The following is a 17,691-nucleotide window of genomic DNA, read 5'->3' on the forward strand; positions in this document are numbered from 1 at the left end:
CAATTCCCAGAGGAGGAAGTTTGAATAGCTACGAACTCGCGATGATCGTCAGCCCGGACCTGGCCGAGAAGGATGTCCAGAAACTCGCCCAGGACTCAAAGGAACTGCTGGCGGCCAGCGGTGCCACCGCTGTGTCAGACGAGCAGGTCGAGCGTCGGGCGCTGGCCTACCCGATCAAGAAGCACAACGAAGCCAACTACGTGTACGTCAGCTTCTCGGGCCCGCCGAGCATACCCGAGAAGTTCCGCTACGAAATGCGACACCGCGAAGGTCTGATGCGCATGGCGTTCGTCTGCAAACCGGTGCCCAAGCCGCCGGTCGCGGCCGAGGCAGCGCCCGCGCCGCAACCCGCCCCGGAGGCGCCGAATGGCTGATCCCGAACGCGGCGGTCAGCGCAACCCGGGCACGCCCATACGGCTCGGGAACTTGAACGTCGTCATACTGCTGGGCCGGGTGACGATGGACCCGGACCTGCGGTACACTCCGTCCGGCGCGCCCGTGCTCGGCTTCCGGATCGCGGTGGACCGGGTCTGGCGCGACAAGGCGACAGATGAATGGAAGCGGGAAGCGTCGTTCTTCCAAGTGAACCTGTGGGGTCAAAGTGCGGAGCGTCTGAGCAAGACCATGAGGAAGGGGTCCGCCGTGCTCGTCGAAGGTCAACTACGCAGCCGCTCGTGGGAAGGCAAGGATGGCGAGAAGCGTTCCGTGGTCGAGATCAACGCCAACCGGACCCAGGTCCTGGACAAGACCGAGTTCGCTTCCGGCCCCGGAGCAGGACCAGTTGAGGAAGAACCGGACATTCCCAAGGACCAACTGGACGACATTCCGTTCTAGGCAAGTTAGGAGTCAGGGGTTAGCAGTCAGGAGGCCCGGCTTGGGCTTGTGCTTTCGTGCTGAGTGCATGGCCCGGGTTCCGGACTTCGTCATTCGTCCTTAGGACTTCGAGCTTCCCGCGTAGCGGGCTATGGCGGCTCGGTCGGGTCCCGGATCTGCTTGACCGAGTTGGGCAGGGCCTTGTCTTCCTTGAACTGGAAGTAGTAGGGCAACGGGAACCAGACCCGTACCGGCTGCCCGAAGTGTTCGGCCGGGGCGAATGAGCCACGCAGTGCCGTTGCGCAGGCCGACGAGTCGGCCGCTGCATAGCCCGAAGAACGCACGATCCTCGCTGCCAGAACCGCACCGTCGAAGTCCACCAGCGCTTCTGCGTCTGCCGCGCCGCTGAAGCTGTACTGCTTCAGCACTTCCGGGTAGCCGGCCGGCTCCACAACAATGGGCTGGGGAGGCTTCTGGACCTTGTAGAAGCTGACCGTATTCTCGAAGTCACCCAGCAAGGGTATCACCGACTGGTTCCAGTAGCAGAGCATCCCCGGATGGTTGAAACCAAGCACAACCGTGTCCCCGGGCTCGGTCCTGGCGCCCGAGTCCGGGACCTGCGACGTCACGAGGAAGAGCGTCACCTTCGCGGTATCTACATCGACCTGCTCGAACCGCGACACCAGCCCGAGCTTCCTGAGCGCCCGGTGGGCATGATAGATGTCTTGACCGACCAGCTTCGGTACGGTCAGAGAATCAGCGGCCAGACCGAAAGCAGCCAGCGTCACCACCAGACACGACACGGCTGTGACTCTCGGGCTCATGATTCAGCTTATTCGACCTGCTGCCTCCTGTCAAACCTGATGGAAGAAGAGCGCCCGCGCGAAGCGGGCGCTCTGGAGAGAGAAACCGGATCCTGCTACCGAGTCACCATCAGCTTGCCGGTCAGATGCCTACCGTCGAACTCGTACCGGTACAGGTATACGCCTTCCGGAACCAGCGCGCCGGTCTGAGACCGGCCATCCCAGACCGCGCTGAACCTGCCCGGATCGCTCCGGCCTCCGGCCAGAGTGCGGACGATCCTGCCGGCCGCATCGAAGACGTCTAGTGACACGTTGCCGCGCCGAGGAACGGAGTACGCCAGCCGGGTGCTACGACGGAACGGGTTCGGTCCGACAGCGACTTCCATTTGCCTGGGAGGAATCACATTCGGTCCCTGGATGCCGCTGGGGTTCTGCCACTTCTGAATCACGATCGGATTGTCGGTACCTGGCCCTTCGTTGTACAGAAGGAACCCGGCGACTTGATCAATGAGGTACTGGACCATGACCGTGTCCCCGATCGGATGAAGGATGGACGGGAATCGATAGGAGACATCGCCGCCGTCGGTGATCTTCGTCCCGGGAGCCCAGGTCACTCCGTTGTCTTCCGAGAAGGAATACCAGATGTCGGCGCGTACCCGCGACGTCGTCTGCTCCACGTTCACACCATCGAACTCCTCCCAGGCGACGAAGAGGTTGCCTCGGTCGTCCTCGCCGAGGCTGGGGCGGGCGCAGATCATGACGTTGTACCCGACGGCAGCGTTTAGCGACTCCGGTGAAGCGATGTGAATGCGGTTCCACGTATCCGGATTGGACTCACACCAGTGCCAGATCTCGCCGGGCAGAATCCAGTTGGTGTCGCGAACGTACGGACTCACGTTGCCCACTATGTGCAGCCGGTCCTGCCGGTCATACAACGGGAAGAGCGACGTCAGGTGATAGGACGGCAGGCTCTCGGAGCCGGGAGTGAAGGCCGGCGGGAAACCTAGATCCACAGGCATTTCCCAGACGCCGCCGGCATCATAGGATTCGACGTAGAAACCCGGGTTCTGCGCGTAGCCGCTGGCCGGCGTCGAGACCCAGGTTATGCAGACCTTGTTCGAGCCGGACACCCCTGATGTCGTGATGTTGTGGGTGGGGAAATTCGGCTCGGGTTGGGGCGCAGGTACGCTCGCCGGGGTTTCCCAGGTCGACCAGTCAGTGGAACGGCTCCGGAGAAGGTTGTCCTGATTGTTTGCGTCGATCACCGCCAGTTGGTAGGCACCGTTGTTGCTGACAGCGATCCATGGCCACTCGCAGTAGTTCAGAGCCGTTGACTCGCCGTACACGTACTCGAAGATACCGGCTCCAACGTCAGCATCCCTGGCGAACAGTGGCGCGAAGTCCATGGTTCCCGAGCCGGTGGAGTGGTGAGCCGAGATAACGGCTACGCCGTTCGTATCGGTATCGATCCTGCCGTACCCGGTGCGTATGGAGTAGGCATTGACGCCCGACTGCATGAAGTCGACGTCGCTCCAGTTCCAGGCGCCGGCCGTGTAGTCATAGAAGTTGTAGCGCATGTTGCGGTCGGGGAACGTGGTGTTCGACTGGTCCGTAGAGTACATCCACAGCACGTGGATGCCTTTGCCCGGAGTCTGGGTGAGCATCCTCAGCGCCGGTCCGTTGGCGCCCCAGTCATAGGTCGTACCGCCGACCGTATCAACGGTGCCGATGGTGAATCGCGCCTCATGTCTTGGACCGGATCCGGCTTGCGGGCCTGACGGCAGCACCTTGCCGTCGTCAGGGAGCACAGTCACGGGCTGCAGCGACACGGCCAGGGCGAGCGCCGGCGCCAGCAGCATCAGACCGACGATACTACGCACACATACCTCCTTGGGGGTTTGCAGCCTATCGCACACAGCCGGACAGATCCGGCTGAGCCTGGGTTGATTCTAGTATTGCACCCGCGTCAGTCAAGCGGGAAAGGGAACTCAGGGATCAAACTGCCCCCGACCCGCAACCACCACTCTGCCGCCGACGCGCACCAGAATACCGCCATCCCTCTCCCCTCCCTGCAGATAGAGCAGCGACGGCCGCTTGATTTCTATTCCCTGCTCGGCATAGATGGCGAACTCTCCCGTACCCAGGTACCGGTGCCGGACGAGCCAAGCGCAGAGACAGCCGTTGGCGCTGCCGGTCGCCGGATCCTCGGGCACGTCGTAGTAGTCGCAGAAGACCCGCACGTGCAGCCGGCATTGCGGGTCGATGGTCTCCGGCGCGAACGCCAGCACAGCCTTGGCCTCGAGCCGGTCGGTCAGACGGCAGTAATCAGCCTGGTTCACCTTGATGCCCTGCACTGCGGCCAAGGTCCTGACCGGGACGATGACGAATGGAAGTCCGGTCGATACCTCCTGCACCGGAAAGGCGTTGTCGATGTCGGAAGGCGCGAGACCCAGCACACCGGCCGCTGTCGGCGCGTCTATCGCGGCACCGAACACCGGCGGAACCTGGGTCATCATCAATCGCTCGCCGTTCTCCTCCACTGCCACGGGCACGGTCCCGATTCCTAGGTCCAGATCGACCTTGTCCGGACTGCGCCCGAGAAACCGGTCCCAGATGACGAATGCGGTCCCCAAGGTCGGGTGCCCGGCAAACGGCACCTCGCGCGCCGGAGTGAAGATGCGCACCGGCCACCCCCGCTCATTCGGTCTGTCCGACAAGATGAAAGTAGTCTCGCTGAAGTGAATCTCCCGCGCCAGGGCCTGCATCTCCTCGTCCGGCATCCCGGCCGCGTCCGGGAACACGGCAAGCTGGTTGCCTTCAAACCGCCTTCGCGCGAACACGTCACAGATGATGAAATGTCGGCTCATGGCACAGAATCTATCCTCATCCCTTCAGCAGGTCAAGCGGGCTTCCGGCACCCCGCGCGCAAGCTGGGCGCATCCGGGACAAGAACCCGATCTCGCAGCTCGTGACTGCGAGGATGTACTACGGACTGAGGGATGCGGTCGCCGAATTCAGCACGAACCTGTTCGCGTTGCTCAACCACCTGACGCTGGTCGCGCTCTTTGTCTGGGCCTGGCTGCTGACGATAGCCTGGTATCCCATTGCTGAAGCGGCAGCGGCGATTGCGCGCGGCTCCACTGTGCCGCCGGTGTCCATCGCAACCATCGCCATTGCCGGCGGCATCTGGCTGCTGGCTTCACTCCGGTTCGGCCTGCCCTGGCATCTCTTCCTGCTCAACCCGGCAATCCTGACAGTGTCGGTGTTCGTTGGTGTTCGGGCGATGCTGCTAGCACTGACCGGCCTGGGCTACTGGAAGGGCCGCCGCCTGGCAGCACGAAAACCGCGATTGATTTGAAGGCCGTCTACTCACGCGGAGGGCAGTCGTGCCGCAGCCGAAGTCCGCGCCGCCGGCATCGAATCGGGTGACTGCCGCGGATGCTCGTTCATCTTGCCCTGACTCGTTCGACCCGGTCGACGACCAGCGGTGAACGGAGCGGTCCGTTCAGCAGGACCGTAGTCAGGTCCCGGGCATAGGCTCCCAGCGTATCGTCGGTCACTACCAGGAACGTCCCATCCGGAATCTCGCACTGGATCATCGGCGCCGAAAGCACCACCGAGTCCATCACGAAAGCGAGCCGCTGGCGGACGTGCCTGGCCGTGACCTCGGCCAGCTTCTGCGTCGGGTTACAGCCGCTGAACGTGTCGCGGCCCAGTCGGATTTCCACAACAAAGGGCGCGTGGAACGGCTCAGCATCCTTCGGCAGTGGACGGGAGGGTCGGGCGCCGCGCGGCCGATGCGCGTCCGCATGCTCAATCAGCCATCCCTTCACGTTGGACATCTGCGGCTGCCGTTCGACGATGTAGAGAGTTCGCCATGTGTCGGCCATACCCATGTCCGGCGCCCTGAACACCGGTTGCCAGCTTCCGTAGACCAGCGAGTCGATGCCGTCGAGCACGGCGCTGACCAACCGGTAGTCCGGGTTGGAGACTCGGAAATCGTGCGCGCGATAGCCGATCCTGCCGGAAAGAGACTCCAGGCCGGAGATTGGATGCCTGCGCAGCCAGTTGTCCGCACTGTCCAGAACCGTCCATGCGACCGAGTCTTCTGCGATCAGCCGGAAGCTGACCAGTCCTTGGGTCGAGGCAATTCGCTCAATCCGTGCCGCGCCCGCAGTGTCCTCGACCGTGACGACGAGTCGGTTCTCGCCGATCTCCACCTTCGCCCGCTGGCTCGGCGGGCGAAAGCCGGGTTCCTCGTAGAGCAAATCAAGCCGCGTCTGGATTCTGGCTGAGTCGCCGCGAAGGCGCAACGCCGCACGCGTGGTGTCAGCGAGCCGAAGGGTGATACGTAGATTGGTCTTGCCCCCGCAGCCGATCAGAACCAGCCCCGTCAACAGCCCGAGCATCGAAGCAGACAATCTCCACATCTTGCCTCCCCACTTGCATGAAATTTCCGTCTCAACGCTTCTTCTACCGATCTGGTCTGCTGTCCGCAGGGCAGTTGCGCCCCGTGGACATCATCCGATCGGACCACTGCCGATGATTCTCCTCCGGCTTCGTCGCCTTCACCGAGAACATCAGCGGAATGGTGTCAGGCTTCCCTTTGATGCGCCAGCGGCCGTCCGCGCCCTGCTCCATGAACGGGAAGTGGTCATGGCTCAGATATGGGAACTCGTGCAGGAACTCCAGGTGCAGACCCGCGCCCAGCAGGGCGTTCACGATGTCGCCCAGGCTGTGCGTCCACTCGAAGGAAGGGTGCTGCACTACCGCGTTCGGGTCGGCGTAGGAACCCTCTGACTCCCACCGCGTCGGCTCCGGCCCATGGAAGTAGGAGTACCGGACGTCAAGGTCCTTTGCCGCGCGGCTGTTGTCGAACACGTTCACGAACGGGTGGGCCTCGCGCAGGTAGAACATGCCGCCGGGCCTGAGATAACGCGAGACCACGCGCGCCCATTCCCCGAGGTCCCGCAGCCAGCAGAGCACGCCGAGCGAGGTGAAGACGATGTCGAACTCCCCGGCAAGTACCGCCGGCAGGGCGTATACATCGGAGCAGATGAACCGGACGTCGAGCCCAAGCTCGCCGGCAAGCGACCGGGCAAGGTCGATGGCCTTCTCTGAGAAGTCGACACCGGTGACCTTCGCGCCGAGCCTGGCCCACGACATCGAGTCCTGTCCGAAGTGACACTGCAGGTGCAGGAGCGTCTTGCCGGCAACGTCGCCCACCTCATCGAGCTCGATGGGATCGAGGGTACATCTACCGGCCTTGAACCCGGCCACGTCGTACAGCTTCGAGCCGGCGTTGATGACTACCAGTTCATCCCAGAGCTTCCGGTTCTCGGCGCTGAACCTGTCCATCGGCTGGAATCCGGGCATTAAGACCCGTGCCGGGTCAGACTCACCATCTTGTCCCGCCGTGTGCGCGAACCTCCAGTCCGAGGTGCTGCGGGAACGATGAACGGCCGAGGCCGCTGGCTGTTGGCCGCAAGCTGTCGGCCATCCTCGTCCGGACCGCCAACGTGACATGCCCTCGGCCTGAGGCGCGCGACTTGCCGCCCTGCGTTTCCCACAGGGGGTTCCGAAGCCAACAGCTTCGCCAGTGTCCTTTCTGAAGGCTGCAGGCCGGTAGCCGCAAACCCCAGGCCAGCATCTGCCGTCATCTCGTCGAATGGCCGGCTCTGATTCTCCGCCCTGTCACGACAGGCTGCTGGAACCCATGACCCAGTAGAAACGGAACCCGGCGTCAGCGTCGCCGCCGAAGTACTGGTCGGTCGTGCCGAGGTTGAATCTCGGCACTATCTCACCGTAGATGCTGAGCGGGAGATGTGGAAGGAAGTACTCGAGGCCGAGGGGCATCCGGAGCGCCATCCTCATGTTCTGTTCAAGCGGCTCGCGCATCCTCGCCTGCAGGCCCAGCCCCATGAAGAGCCCCAACTGGCCGTCTTCGGCCGCGTCCTTTGTCAGCCGCACGCTGTGAAACAGCATGTCACCATGAACCTGCACCGACGAGTCCGCCCACCAGGAATATCCGATCCCTGCGTCCAGCGCGAACCCGGTCTTCGTCCACAGCTTGGCGCTGAGGCCAAACGGCACGCCTATCATCGGTCCCACGCCCAGGTACATGGCGTCGGCCTTGCCTGGCCCGGCGCAGAGTATCACCGCCGCCACCAAGAGGATTCGTCTCACTTCACGTCCTTTCGTACAATGCCATCGCCCACTACCAGCGCCCCGGTTCAAAAGCAGATGCTCAAACCAATGCCGCCGACGAGATAGTTGGGCGCCGGCCCCACAAATCCGAGCTTGAGGTCTGTCGGGAAGTACCCGAGTTTGTAATAGAGGCGCTCAACGTAGTTCTTCGTGCCCAGTTGGTAGTTGAAGAACCGGCCCAACCCGGCATTGAAGTCGATGTTCAACGGGTACGACCTCAGCCTGAGCAGGAACGCGCCGTGTGCGCCCCACCCCGCTTCCTCGGTATGGTCCGCCGCCACCTCCAGGCCGAGCTGGGGCGACCGCGAACGCTTGCCGTTGTAGAGCTGCAGTTTGGCGCTGAGCAGGCTCGGCCACAACGTGACCACCGGTCCGGCCGCGGATGTCACGACCGGCTGGGTTCCATAGTCGAACTCGACGCCGAGGAAGTCAAGCGGCTGGAAGGAAGCGTAGCCTGCAAACAGCCCTCCGCCTCGGCCGACCGAAAAGCCGACACCGAAGATGCCGAACCGGCTCTCGCTTGCGCCATAACCCGGGCTGTAGCTCGGCGGCACGTAGGAAGTCGGCGGCGTGTTGTAGGTCCAGCCCTGGTGCAGCCAGCGGTAGATGTCGTCGGCCAAGGCCTGGATGGCATCGTCACCGTCCGTGTAGGCTGACTGACCACTGCTCGCGTCGAAGAGATGACCGCGATTGAGTCCTGACACGCCTGCGGTCGCCGTTATCTGAGTCGTGCCTTGTGTCTCGTACGTCCAGACCATGTCGATGCGGAGGTTCGGTTGCACGCCGTTCGCCTCGGTGAAGCTGACACCGTCAGCCGCTCCGTTGTTGTTCAGGCATTCGAGCACGTCGTCAGCTATGAATGCCGGACCCGCGTTCGGGTACCGCCATTCCATGCCCGCGCCTGCCGAAACGGAAATGACAACCTTCAGATCAGTGTTGCGAAAAGCCGGCTGTTCGTCCGCGGCCAGCATGCCGCAGGTGAGGACAACCATGCTGATGACGGCGGGTGTTCGTCTCATGTGCTCCTTTGCTGCGGTCAGGCTAGTCCGTTGACATGGAGTTTGACCGGAGACGCGAACTTCCGATTTGCGGACAGTCACAATGCGTGACACTTCCACTCTCGTCAAGGTCTGTCGGCATATCGGGGTCCTTCGGCTTTGAGGAATGGCCGAATCCGGCCAGGGTCAGACAGCGGAGCTGTTCTTCCTTGTACTCAGGGGACAGCAGCACCTCGCGGTCGCGCTCGAAGTGCTCGACAGGGTCAATCACCAGTGCGGGCGCAGAGGCTCCCATTGAAGCTCCAGAATACCCTCCGGCAATACGAAGTCAAGCTCCCGCCGAAGCGGGACAGAGACGCGGGCAGAGGCTTGGGCCGAGTGCCGGGAAGGCAGCAGGACAGATGAAGGTGGTGAGACTGAGGCCGACAGTGGGAGCAACCGCAGGAGCAGTGATTGGGGCAGGAATGTAACCGGCGACTTGTCCGGCGAGTGGGCATGTAGTGGCGTAAGCTGCGGGGTTGCGTGCGGGCGGTATGGAGGCTCCAACTGCCTGCTCAACTCCGGAGCAGAGGACGTGAGGGATTGCGGGTACAGCACCTTGGCCCGTAGCCGGCAAGACGCCGGACGCAACTGCCGGGTAGAGACCTTGGCCGACTACAGGAGGAAGGCTGTACCCAAATGTGGGAGGAGCGACCACCGGACGGGTTCTCAACCACTTACCCGCTCTGCTGGGGGGCCGAGTTCGACCGTCACCGCCCCCGGCGTCAACCCCTGGCTGTAGGAATCTGAGCCGCCCACAGGAAAACCAGGCTCCTGATTGTGTATACTGCATATTCTCCCGGCGGCCGCAATCAGGCCTAAGTTCTTCATTCTCAATTCACTATTCGCCATCCCCGCCCTGACCCCTCCTATGCCTCCCCCGCAGCTATCCACAAAGCCTCCGAAGTCACTTCCCGAGGGACTTCCCGCGGAACTAGTGGGGTTGATTCGAGCGTTATCTTCACCGCGACTTCATCGGCTACCTCGCGAGCAACGACCAGAGTTCGCTGTCCGGATCCTTGTCGGTCAACATGCAGCGTTCCTTCCCAGGTCCGAGCCCAGGTTCCAGTCCACGTTCCTCTCCGAGTAACGACCCAGATGATTCCGCAGACAACCTCGCTACCAACCTGCCGAGCTTCTTGGAGAATAGCGAGGGAGGCTCCGGCACAAGCCGCAGCCGGCTGCATCGGACCAGGACCGAGTGCTTCTTTCGGTAGGTCTTCGGCTTCATTTCCTCAGTGCCCTGCAGGCGAGGCTCACGCGGAAAGCGGAGCGGCGCCGAAGCGCCGCTCCGAACGGGATTGGTTTGCGCGGTCTAGCGGGACAGGACTACCTTGCCCCAGGCCTGCGCGGTCGCGCTCTGGACGCGGTAGAAGTAGATGCCCGGCGCGACTGCGCGTCCCTCGTCGTTCCGGCCGTCCCACGAGAGCCGCACGCTCGGCGCAACTGTGGATCCTCGGGCGAGCGTACGTACGACCCGGCCGCTGTTGTCGTAGATCCGCAGGTCGATGCTGCCGGCCGAGGGCATCTGCAGCGACAGGTTCGTCCTGCCTGTAAACGGGTTGGGCCGGGCCAGCACCTCCATCTGGTCGGCGGCTCCCGCAAAGCGGAGTTCCGGCTCTTCGACGCCGGCCCGTCCGTAGTTGAACCCCGCCACCTTCACGATCATGTTGTTGCTGGAGCCACCCTTCATGATGGTCAGCCAGTACGAGCCGTCGCGTGGGTCGTATTCGATACCCCGGACGTCCCAGGTCTTGATCGGGAAAACATACCCGTTGAGCACCGTGTCACCGACGCGGTCCAGTTCGTACATGCCGCAGCTGTCGATGAGACCGCCGGACGCGTTGTACCATGCCCAGGCGTTCAGGAGCGACGGCGGATTCGTGGGCGAACGGTCGTCGAGCGCCAGGCAACGGGTACCGTACGGTCCCACCAATGGATGGGTGAAGGAGCCCTGTGAAAAACCGAGCGTGTCCGTGAGGTATATCATCTGCCGCGAGGAGGAAGACAGCCGACGGTCCGACAGGTAGACAGTGTGCGCGGCCTCGTGCTCGGTGGCGCCGATCGGGTAGGCCAGCGACATGGTGAACTGGTGGCGCACCGCGCCGTTGGTGCCGATCTTGTACATGATCTTCTGCGGATTGCAGGACACCCAGAGCCCGTTGTCGTAGCCGACATAGTCGATATCGGTGCAGGAATCCTGCGGCGCCGGGATGGTGCCCTGCGACGTCAGCATGCTGTCCGAAGAGTACTTGTAGATGGTCGCCTGGTTGTAGTTGACACAGTAGATCAGGTTGTCACTGGTATTGTAGGTCACGCCGTACAGGCCCGGGGCCGACGGCATGTCTGGGACGGGCTTGGGTCCCCAGATGATCTGACCCGGTTGCATACCGACAACCAGCACTATCTGCATCTTCTTGGTGTAAAGGGCGGCGCTATCGCCGGTGATGAAAAGCGAGCAGGTGAAAGAAGTGCCGGGGACGATGCCGGCGTCGGCGTGGAGCACGAAGGGGTTGGCCGTGTTGGTGGCTGAGCCGCCGGACGGGATGTTGCCCCATGACCCCAGTGAGTCGGGTACGGTCAGCTGGGTGTTGTAGCTGCGGAACTTGCCGGTAACGTTGTTGCAGGCCGCGCCGCCGCTGTTCTTGAGCGTGGCCAGCAGCTTGGCGGTCTCGCCCGGGTCCATGGCCCCGTTGTTGTTGCCGGTGGAGTCTATCACCTGCGTCGAGGTGAGTTTGAGCGACGGTCCGCTCGACAGGCCGACGGAGTCGACCGCCGCAAGCGCATCTATCCGGCCCGCGCCGAAATCGTTGTCCTTGCCCGCACCCCCGAGGTCGACCGCGGTCAGCTCGAGAATCGAATCCACCTCGCCCGGTAGCAGGTCAGGGTTCTTCTGCAGCATCAGGCAGACCGTTCCCGCGACGTGCGGGGTCGCCATCGACGTGCCGTCCATCTCCTGGTAGCTGCCACCGATGGCACACGACTTGACGGCGACACCAGGAGCAGAGACGTCCGGCCGGGTCAGCCCGGGCGGATACGCGTAGTCGTTGAACGGCGCGACGCTCGACCACGTCACCGGGCCCTGCGACGAGAAGTACCCGATGGCATCGCTTGCGTCGGTCGCACCGACGGAGACGATTCCCGACAAAGCGCCGGTACCGGTGTTCTGCGGATTCCACCACGGCGGCGGCACGTTGCCCGGACAACGCAGGCCGGTTGGCGGATAGTCGTACCCGCGCTCATTGCCCGCCGCCACGATCTGCGACAGGCCGGCCGCCTTGACGTTGTTGGCAAGAGTGCGCCACGTCGACTGGTCCGGACCCCAGGTGATCCGCCAGCCCATCGACATAGTGTAGAGGTCGGCGCCGTGAGTCGGCGAAAGCGGCGGGGACACACAGAACTGCACTGCGGCCCACATCTGACTCTGGCCAGCCGAGTCCACTCCGTTCTTGACCCGGCAAATCATGATCTGAGCGTCCGGCGCGACGCCGCTCTGAGTACCATTGGTGCCGTCACCGGCAACCGTGCCCGCCGTGTGCGTACCATGGCCATGCTGGTCCATGGGGTCGTCGTTGTTGTACTCGAAGTTCCAGCCGTGATGTGGGTAGTTCGCGTCGGTCCACAGGTGGTCGGCCAGATCTGGGTGGGTGTAGTCACAACCGGTGTCGATGTGGCCACAGACAATCCCCGCCCCGGTGTATCCCTGGGTCCAGACCGCGGGAGCGTTGATCTTGGACACGCCCCAAGCGAGCTCTTCGGTCCCTTCATCTTGCTGCTCGGGCAACGGCAGGCCCGGGCTGTACACACGGTCATAGTGGACGTAGCTCACCTCGGTCCGTTCCGAGAGCTGCTGGATTACGGCCGGAGTCGCCTCACAGTACACCGCGTTCACCACCCAGAGCGACTGAACATTCTGGGCGTCGGTGGTCGCCAGGTACTCGAGCACCCCGGCCTGCTGGTCGGCCGAGTACTCCTGCAGTACGCGGGCAGCCTCGGCCCGGCGTTGAGGTTTCGGCATGCCGTCCACCAGATTGTCGAGCAGTTCGGCGTCGAACTGCTCCTTCAGGACTGCGTGCACCGGCAGTTTCTGCCCTGCCTTCGCCGCGGCCATGTGCTGCTGCAGATCCGGGCTGATGAGCCCGAAGCTTGTCCCCGCCAGCACCAGTACCAATACAGCGACCAAACTCCTCAAGAATGCCTCCCGTAGTTACATCGCCTGTCTGACCAGTCAAGGACCGCGGCCCGCCGTCAGCCGAAAGGCGCACGATCCTCGTTCAGATTGTAGCCGCCGGGCAAGGCAAGTCAACACGGCTGGAATCCCCGTGGTCCGGCGCTTTGCCGGCAAGACACCGCGGCACCAGACATGCGCCGAGCTCTCGTCCGGACCCGTTTTGTGTCTTCGTGGCCCTGTGGCGGACTCCGATCCCGGTTCTAGGCGAATTGATTGACAATCCCGACCTTTTCGCTATGGTATGGGTTCAGAATAAGGAGAAAACCTTGCTTAAAATTCGACTAAGGCGCATGGGACTTCGGAACCGGCCTGACTACCGGGTTGTCGTCATCGACTCGCGCAAGGCGCGCGACGGCGAATACCTGGAGTCGGTCGGCCACTATGACCCGCGTACGAAACTCCTGGAACTGAAAACCGATCGCATCGGGCACTGGGTTTCGAAAGGCGCCCAAACGTCCGACACGGTCGGCAGGCTCCTGAGCCGCTACGCCCGGCAGCACGCGTCGACCGCCGAGCCCGCCAACGGCGAAGGTGCGACCGCTGCAACCATACCCGGCGAACCCGTTTCCACCCCGGAGAGCGCGACACCGACGGACACACCGAAGGAGTAGGCCATGAAAGAGATGATCGAGCACATCGTGAAGGCGCTCGTCGACCACCCCGACCAGGTCAAGGTCACCGAACTCGCCGGCGAGCGTACGCTCACCTACGAAGTCAAGGTCATGCCCGGCGACCAGGGCAAGGTCATCGGCCGGCAGGGCAATACCATCGACGCGGTCCGGGCGATTGTCAGAGCGGCTGCCCGTAAACTGGACAAGCACGCCACGGTCGACGTAATCCCCTAAACCGACCGCGGACACGACCGCCATCCCGACCGATGCAGGCAGCCGTCATCACGCTGTTCCCGGAGTACTTCCGCGGTCCTTTCGACTGCGGACCGACCCGCGTCGCCCGGGCTGACGGCAAGCTCGAACTCAGTTTCACCAACCCCCGAGATTTCACGACCGACGCCCACCGCACCGTGGACGACTACCCGTTCGGCGGCGGCGCCGGGATGGTGTTGAAACCGGAACCCCTTTGCCTGGCAATCGACAGCGTCCGCCGGCCCGGCAGCCTGGTCGTACTCCTCTCTCCGCAAGGAGAAGGTTTCTCCCAACCGATGGCTGAGTTGTTCAGCCGCATCGACCATCTGGTACTTGTCTGCGGACGGTACAAAGGTGTGGACGAGCGCGTCCGCACGCTGGTAGACCGTGAGGTGTCAGTCGGCGACTACGTGCTGGCCGGCGGCGAGGCCGCGGCCGTGGTAATAATCGAGGCCATCGCCCGGCTCCTGCCCGGGGCAGTCGGCCACGAGGACTCGGTCGCGACCGATTCGTTCTCAGCCGGTATCCTCGACTCCCCTTACTACACCCGGCCGCGCGAGTTTCGCGGCCGAGAAGTCCCGGAGGTTCTGGTGTCCGGCGACCACGCCTCGGTCGCCCGCTGGCGCCGGGAACAGGCTTTGAAGACGACCGCTCAGCGCCGGCCCGAACTCCTGCGCAAGGAAGTCCTAACCGAATCCGAGCGCGAGTTCCTCTGCCGCGAACTGGAAAAGGAGACTATCAATGGCTAAGAAAGAAGCCGCCAAGGAAACGAAGGCCGCCGCGCCTGTCCGGCACGAGCCGGCCGAGATTCCGCCGCTGCGTCCCGGCGACAGCGTCGCAGTCCACGTGCGGATTGTCGAGGGTGACAAAGAACGCCTGCAGCTTTTCGAGGGAACGGTCATCCAGATTCGCGGAGCGGGCGCGAACCGCAGTTTCACGGTCCGCAAGGTAAGCCGCGGCTACGGTATCGAACGCATCTTCCCCTACGCCACCCCGGCTATCGCCAAAGTCGAGGTGAAACGGCACGGCAAGGCCAGGCGGGCGAAGCTCTACTACCTGCGCAAGCGGACCGGCCGCGAGGCGATACTCCAAGAGCAGCGGGGTGAAGTACAACCTAGACCAGGAACTGTGGCTGAGTAGCTCCCTCTTCTGCGGCGTGGACGAGGTGGGAAGGGGGGCGTTGGCCGGACCGGTGGTCGCGGCCGCAGTAATCCTCCCACGCCACGCCACAATCGCAGGCGTTGACGACTCCAAGAAACTGACTCCGCTCCGGCGCGAGCGGCTCGAGCCCGAGATAAAGCTCCGCAGCGTGGCCTGGGCGGTCGGCGCGGCGAGCCACCGCTTCATCGAAGAACAGAACATCGCCCGAGCCTCTTTCCGCGCCATGCGCCTCGCTGTTCGCCGGCTGCGGGTTCAGCCCGAACTCATCCTGGCCGACGGCTGGGCCATACCGGATGTCGGCCTCCCCTGCCACGGCATCATCCACGGCGACAGATCCAGTCTCTCCATCGCCTGCGCCTCAATCATCGCCAAGGTCTGGCGCGACCGCCTGATGATACGCTTGTCCCGGAACTACCCGGGCTACGGTCTGGACCGGCACAAAGGGTACGGCACCGCAGCCCACCTGCGGGCGCTCCGTGAACTCGGCGTCTCCCCCATCCACCGCCGGACATTCAAACCGGTTGCCGCCCTCGTCGCCAGCGAGCAGTGAAAGCCAAACCGCTGGGCCGGAAGGGAGAAGATCTTGCTGCCTCGTACCTGCGGGACATCGGCTGGGAGATCCTCGAACGCAACTACACGACCTGGCTCGGCGAGATCGACCTCATCTGCCGGGACCGCGGCACGCTCGTTTTTGTCGAGGTGAAGACCCGCACCGCTACCGACTTCGCCCGGCCCGACCAGTCGGTCACGCAGCGCAAGCAGGCCAAGCTGCGCCGGCTGGTGGAAGACTACCTGGTGCAGCACCGGCAGGAGTCGGCCGACGTCCGGTTCGACGTCCTCGGCGTCACGCTCGGCTCCGGCCATCCGGAATTCGACCATATCGTCGGAGCTCTCTAGTGTTGTCGCGGGTGCTTTCGGCCGCGGTGTTCGGAGTGGACGGCTACATCGTGACCGTCGAGACCGACGTCACCCATGGACTGTCCCAATTCAACATCGTGGGTCTGCCCGACGCCGCGGTTAAGGAGTCTCAGCACCGGGTTCAGGCGGCAATCAAGAACTCCGGCTTCGCTTTCCCCAACCGCAAGATCACGGTCAACCTCGCCCCGGCCGACGTCAAGAAGGAGGGTGCGGCTTTCGACCTGCCGATGGCGGTCGGCATCCTCGGCGCCGGCGGGACCATCCAGCCAGAAGCTCTCCGTAACTTTGCTCTCCTCGGCGAACTCTCGCTCGACGGCTCGGTCCGCCCCATCAAGGGCGCGGTGTCGATGGCGGTGGCCGCGAAGCTCGCGGGTTTGCGCGGACTGATCGTCCCGCCCCAGAACGCGACCGAGGCCGCGATGGTACAGGGGCTGCCGGTATACGCGGTCGGCTCGCTGGTCGAGGCGGTGAACTTCATAAACGGCGCAACCGCAATCGAACCGACGCACACCGATATCGCCACGCTCTTCGCCCAGGCTGCGATTCCGCCGGTCGACCTGGCTGAGGTCCACGGACATGAGCACGCCAAGCGGGCTCTGGAGATTGCCGCGGCCGGCGGACACAACGCGCTGATGATCGGCCCGCCCGGCTCGGGCAAGACCATGCTCGCGCGCCGGCTTGCGACCATCCTGCCGCCCATGTCCCTGGACGAGGCGCTGGAAGCGACGCGGATTCACAGCGTAGTCGGCGCGCTCTCCCCGGACCGGCCTTTGGTCGCGACCCGGCCATTCCGCTCCCCGCACCACAACGTCTCGGAATCCGGCGCCATCGGCGGTGGTACCGTGCCCCGGCCCGGAGAGGCGTCACTCGCCCACAACGGCGTGCTCTTCCTCGACGAGCTACCGGAGTTCCGACGTGACGTACTCGAAGCCCTGCGGCAACCGCTCGAAGACGGCGACGTCACCATCGGCCGGGCCCGCTCGACCTTCACCTTCCCGGCGCGGTTCATGCTGGTCTGTGCCATGAACCCCTGCCCGTGCGGATTCGCCGGCGACCCCCGCCACACCTGCTCGTGCTCGCCGCAGAAGATTCGCCACTACCGCAGCAAGATCTCCGGTCCCCTGCTCGACCGGATTGACATCCACATTGAGGTGCCTGCCCTGAAGTACGACGACATCTCTACCAAGCGGGCGGGCGAGAGTTCGAGTCTGGTCGCCGAACGGGTCGCCCGGGCGCGCCGGACCCAGCTCGCCCGGTTTGCCGCAACGAGCCCGCGCCACCCGGTCTACTCGAACGCCCAGATGGGACCGCAACTCATCCGCCGCTTCTGCCCGGTGTCGGCCCAGAGCGACGAGATCCTCCGTGCCGCAATCGATCGGCTCGGCCTTTCCGCCCGCGCCTATCACCGCGTGCTCAAAGTGGCAAGGACCATTGCCGACCTGGAAGGCAAAGACAGCATCCAGCCGCCTCACATCACCGAGGCGGTGCAATACCGCACCCTCGACCGGACGGCATGGTGAGGGCAGGAATGATGAAGTCCGAGGTCCGAACGACGACTGAATGACGAAACCCGGAATCCCGCTTGGTCATTTCCTTGATTCGACCGTCATTCGCGCTTCGCACTTCGAGCTTTGACCTCTCGATGACTTTATCATAGA

The 17,691-nt window shown here is 63.7% G+C and carries 18 protein-coding genes; 10 read left to right on the forward strand and 8 right to left on the reverse strand.

The window, feature by feature from the left end; translation table 11 throughout:
• Nucleotides 1–20: 20 nt before the first annotated feature.
• Together rpsF and FJY68_02995 are read left to right on the forward strand one after the other, a co-directional pair.
• A complete protein-coding gene (gene rpsF / locus FJY68_02990; protein MBM3330802.1) occupies nucleotides 21–374 on the forward strand; it encodes a 30S ribosomal protein S6 in 354 nt (117 codons plus the stop codon).
• Entirely contained in the window at nucleotides 367–834 is a 468-nt protein-coding gene (locus tag FJY68_02995) for a single-stranded DNA-binding protein (GenBank protein MBM3330803.1), read from the forward strand. The genes rpsF and FJY68_02995 overlap by 8 nt, the downstream gene beginning before the upstream one ends.
• A 128-nt stretch (nucleotides 835–962) precedes the next feature.
• Here the strand turns inward: FJY68_02995 and FJY68_03000 are convergent, their stop codons facing one another.
• From FJY68_03000 to FJY68_03010, 3 genes are all read right to left on the reverse strand, one after another.
• Nucleotides 963–1,637, reverse strand: coding sequence for a TonB family protein (locus FJY68_03000; protein MBM3330804.1), 675 nt, complete (start codon nucleotides 1,635–1,637; stop codon nucleotides 963–965).
• Nucleotides 1,638–1,732: 95 nt separating this feature from the next.
• Complete coding sequence (locus FJY68_03005) at nucleotides 1,733–3,496, reverse strand: hypothetical protein (GenBank protein ID MBM3330805.1); 1,764 nt, start codon at nucleotides 3,494–3,496, stop codon at nucleotides 1,733–1,735.
• Nucleotides 3,497–3,604: 108 nt separating this feature from the next.
• Nucleotides 3,605–4,483: a PhzF family phenazine biosynthesis protein gene (locus FJY68_03010; protein MBM3330806.1), complete on the reverse strand. Its 879-nt coding sequence runs from the start codon at nucleotides 4,481–4,483 to the stop codon at nucleotides 3,605–3,607.
• Between the two features lie 113 nt (nucleotides 4,484–4,596).
• Between FJY68_03010 and FJY68_03015 the strand changes: the two genes are divergently transcribed.
• Complete coding sequence (locus tag FJY68_03015) at nucleotides 4,597–4,974, forward strand: hypothetical protein (GenBank protein ID MBM3330807.1); 378 nt, start codon at nucleotides 4,597–4,599, stop codon at nucleotides 4,972–4,974.
• Nucleotides 4,975–5,062: 88 nt separating this feature from the next.
• On the opposite strand, the gene FJY68_03020 is transcribed toward FJY68_03015, so the two are convergent.
• The 5 genes from FJY68_03020 to FJY68_03040 form a co-directional block, all read right to left on the reverse strand.
• Nucleotides 5,063–6,046 carry a hypothetical protein gene (locus FJY68_03020; protein MBM3330808.1) on the reverse strand — a complete coding sequence of 328 codons (984 nt, stop codon included), beginning with the start codon at nucleotides 6,044–6,046 and terminating at the stop codon, nucleotides 5,063–5,065.
• Nucleotides 6,047–6,089: 43 nt separating this feature from the next.
• Nucleotides 6,090–6,974, reverse strand: a complete 885-nt coding sequence (locus FJY68_03025; GenBank protein ID MBM3330809.1) for a class I SAM-dependent methyltransferase — start codon at nucleotides 6,972–6,974, stop codon at nucleotides 6,090–6,092.
• A gap of 336 nt (nucleotides 6,975–7,310) precedes the next feature.
• Nucleotides 7,311–7,802, reverse strand: coding sequence for a hypothetical protein (locus FJY68_03030; GenBank protein ID MBM3330810.1), 492 nt, complete (start codon nucleotides 7,800–7,802; stop codon nucleotides 7,311–7,313).
• Nucleotides 7,803–7,849: 47 nt separating this feature from the next.
• Nucleotides 7,850–8,842, reverse strand: a complete 993-nt coding sequence (locus tag FJY68_03035) for a hypothetical protein (GenBank protein ID MBM3330811.1) — start codon at nucleotides 8,840–8,842, stop codon at nucleotides 7,850–7,852.
• A 1,333-nt stretch (nucleotides 8,843–10,175) separates the two neighbouring features.
• Nucleotides 10,176–13,052: a T9SS type A sorting domain-containing protein gene (locus FJY68_03040; protein ID MBM3330812.1), complete on the reverse strand. Its 2,877-nt coding sequence runs from the start codon at nucleotides 13,050–13,052 to the stop codon at nucleotides 10,176–10,178.
• Between the two features lie 305 nt (nucleotides 13,053–13,357).
• Here FJY68_03040 and rpsP point away from each other — a divergent pair, with 305 nt between their 5' ends.
• The 7 genes from rpsP to FJY68_03075 are packed head-to-tail and all read left to right on the forward strand — an operon-like array spanning nucleotide 13,358 to nucleotide 17,553.
• A complete protein-coding gene (gene rpsP, locus FJY68_03045; protein ID MBM3330813.1) occupies nucleotides 13,358–13,702 on the forward strand; it encodes a 30S ribosomal protein S16 in 345 nt (114 codons plus the stop codon).
• 3 nt (nucleotides 13,703–13,705) lie between these two features.
• Entirely contained in the window at nucleotides 13,706–13,936 is a 231-nt protein-coding gene (locus tag FJY68_03050; protein ID MBM3330814.1) for a KH domain-containing protein, read from the forward strand.
• Between the two features lie 32 nt (nucleotides 13,937–13,968).
• On the forward strand, nucleotides 13,969–14,703 hold the full coding sequence (gene trmD, locus FJY68_03055) for a tRNA (guanosine(37)-N1)-methyltransferase TrmD (protein MBM3330815.1): 735 nt from the start codon (nucleotides 13,969–13,971) through the stop codon (nucleotides 14,701–14,703).
• Nucleotides 14,696–15,094 carry a 50S ribosomal protein L19 gene (locus tag FJY68_03060; protein MBM3330816.1) on the forward strand — a complete coding sequence of 133 codons (399 nt, stop codon included), beginning with the start codon at nucleotides 14,696–14,698 and terminating at the stop codon, nucleotides 15,092–15,094. The genes trmD and FJY68_03060 overlap by 8 nt, the downstream gene beginning before the upstream one ends.
• Nucleotides 15,057–15,665 (forward strand): ribonuclease HII, encoded by a 609-nt coding sequence (locus FJY68_03065; GenBank protein MBM3330817.1) that lies wholly within the window; start codon nucleotides 15,057–15,059, stop codon nucleotides 15,663–15,665. The genes FJY68_03060 and FJY68_03065 overlap by 38 nt, the downstream gene beginning before the upstream one ends.
• Nucleotides 15,662–16,012, forward strand: coding sequence for a YraN family protein (locus FJY68_03070; GenBank protein MBM3330818.1), 351 nt, complete (start codon nucleotides 15,662–15,664; stop codon nucleotides 16,010–16,012). The genes FJY68_03065 and FJY68_03070 overlap by 4 nt, the downstream gene beginning before the upstream one ends.
• Entirely contained in the window at nucleotides 16,012–17,553 is a 1,542-nt protein-coding gene (locus tag FJY68_03075) for a YifB family Mg chelatase-like AAA ATPase (protein MBM3330819.1), read from the forward strand. Before FJY68_03070 ends, FJY68_03075 begins: the two co-directional genes overlap by 1 nt.
• Nucleotides 17,554–17,691 lie beyond the last annotated feature (138 nt).

The sequence above is a fragment of the candidate division WOR-3 bacterium genome, from assembly GCA_016867815.1.
Classification (GTDB): Bacteria; Hydrothermota; Tepidihabitantia; order Tepidihabitantales; family Tepidihabitantaceae; genus UBA2258.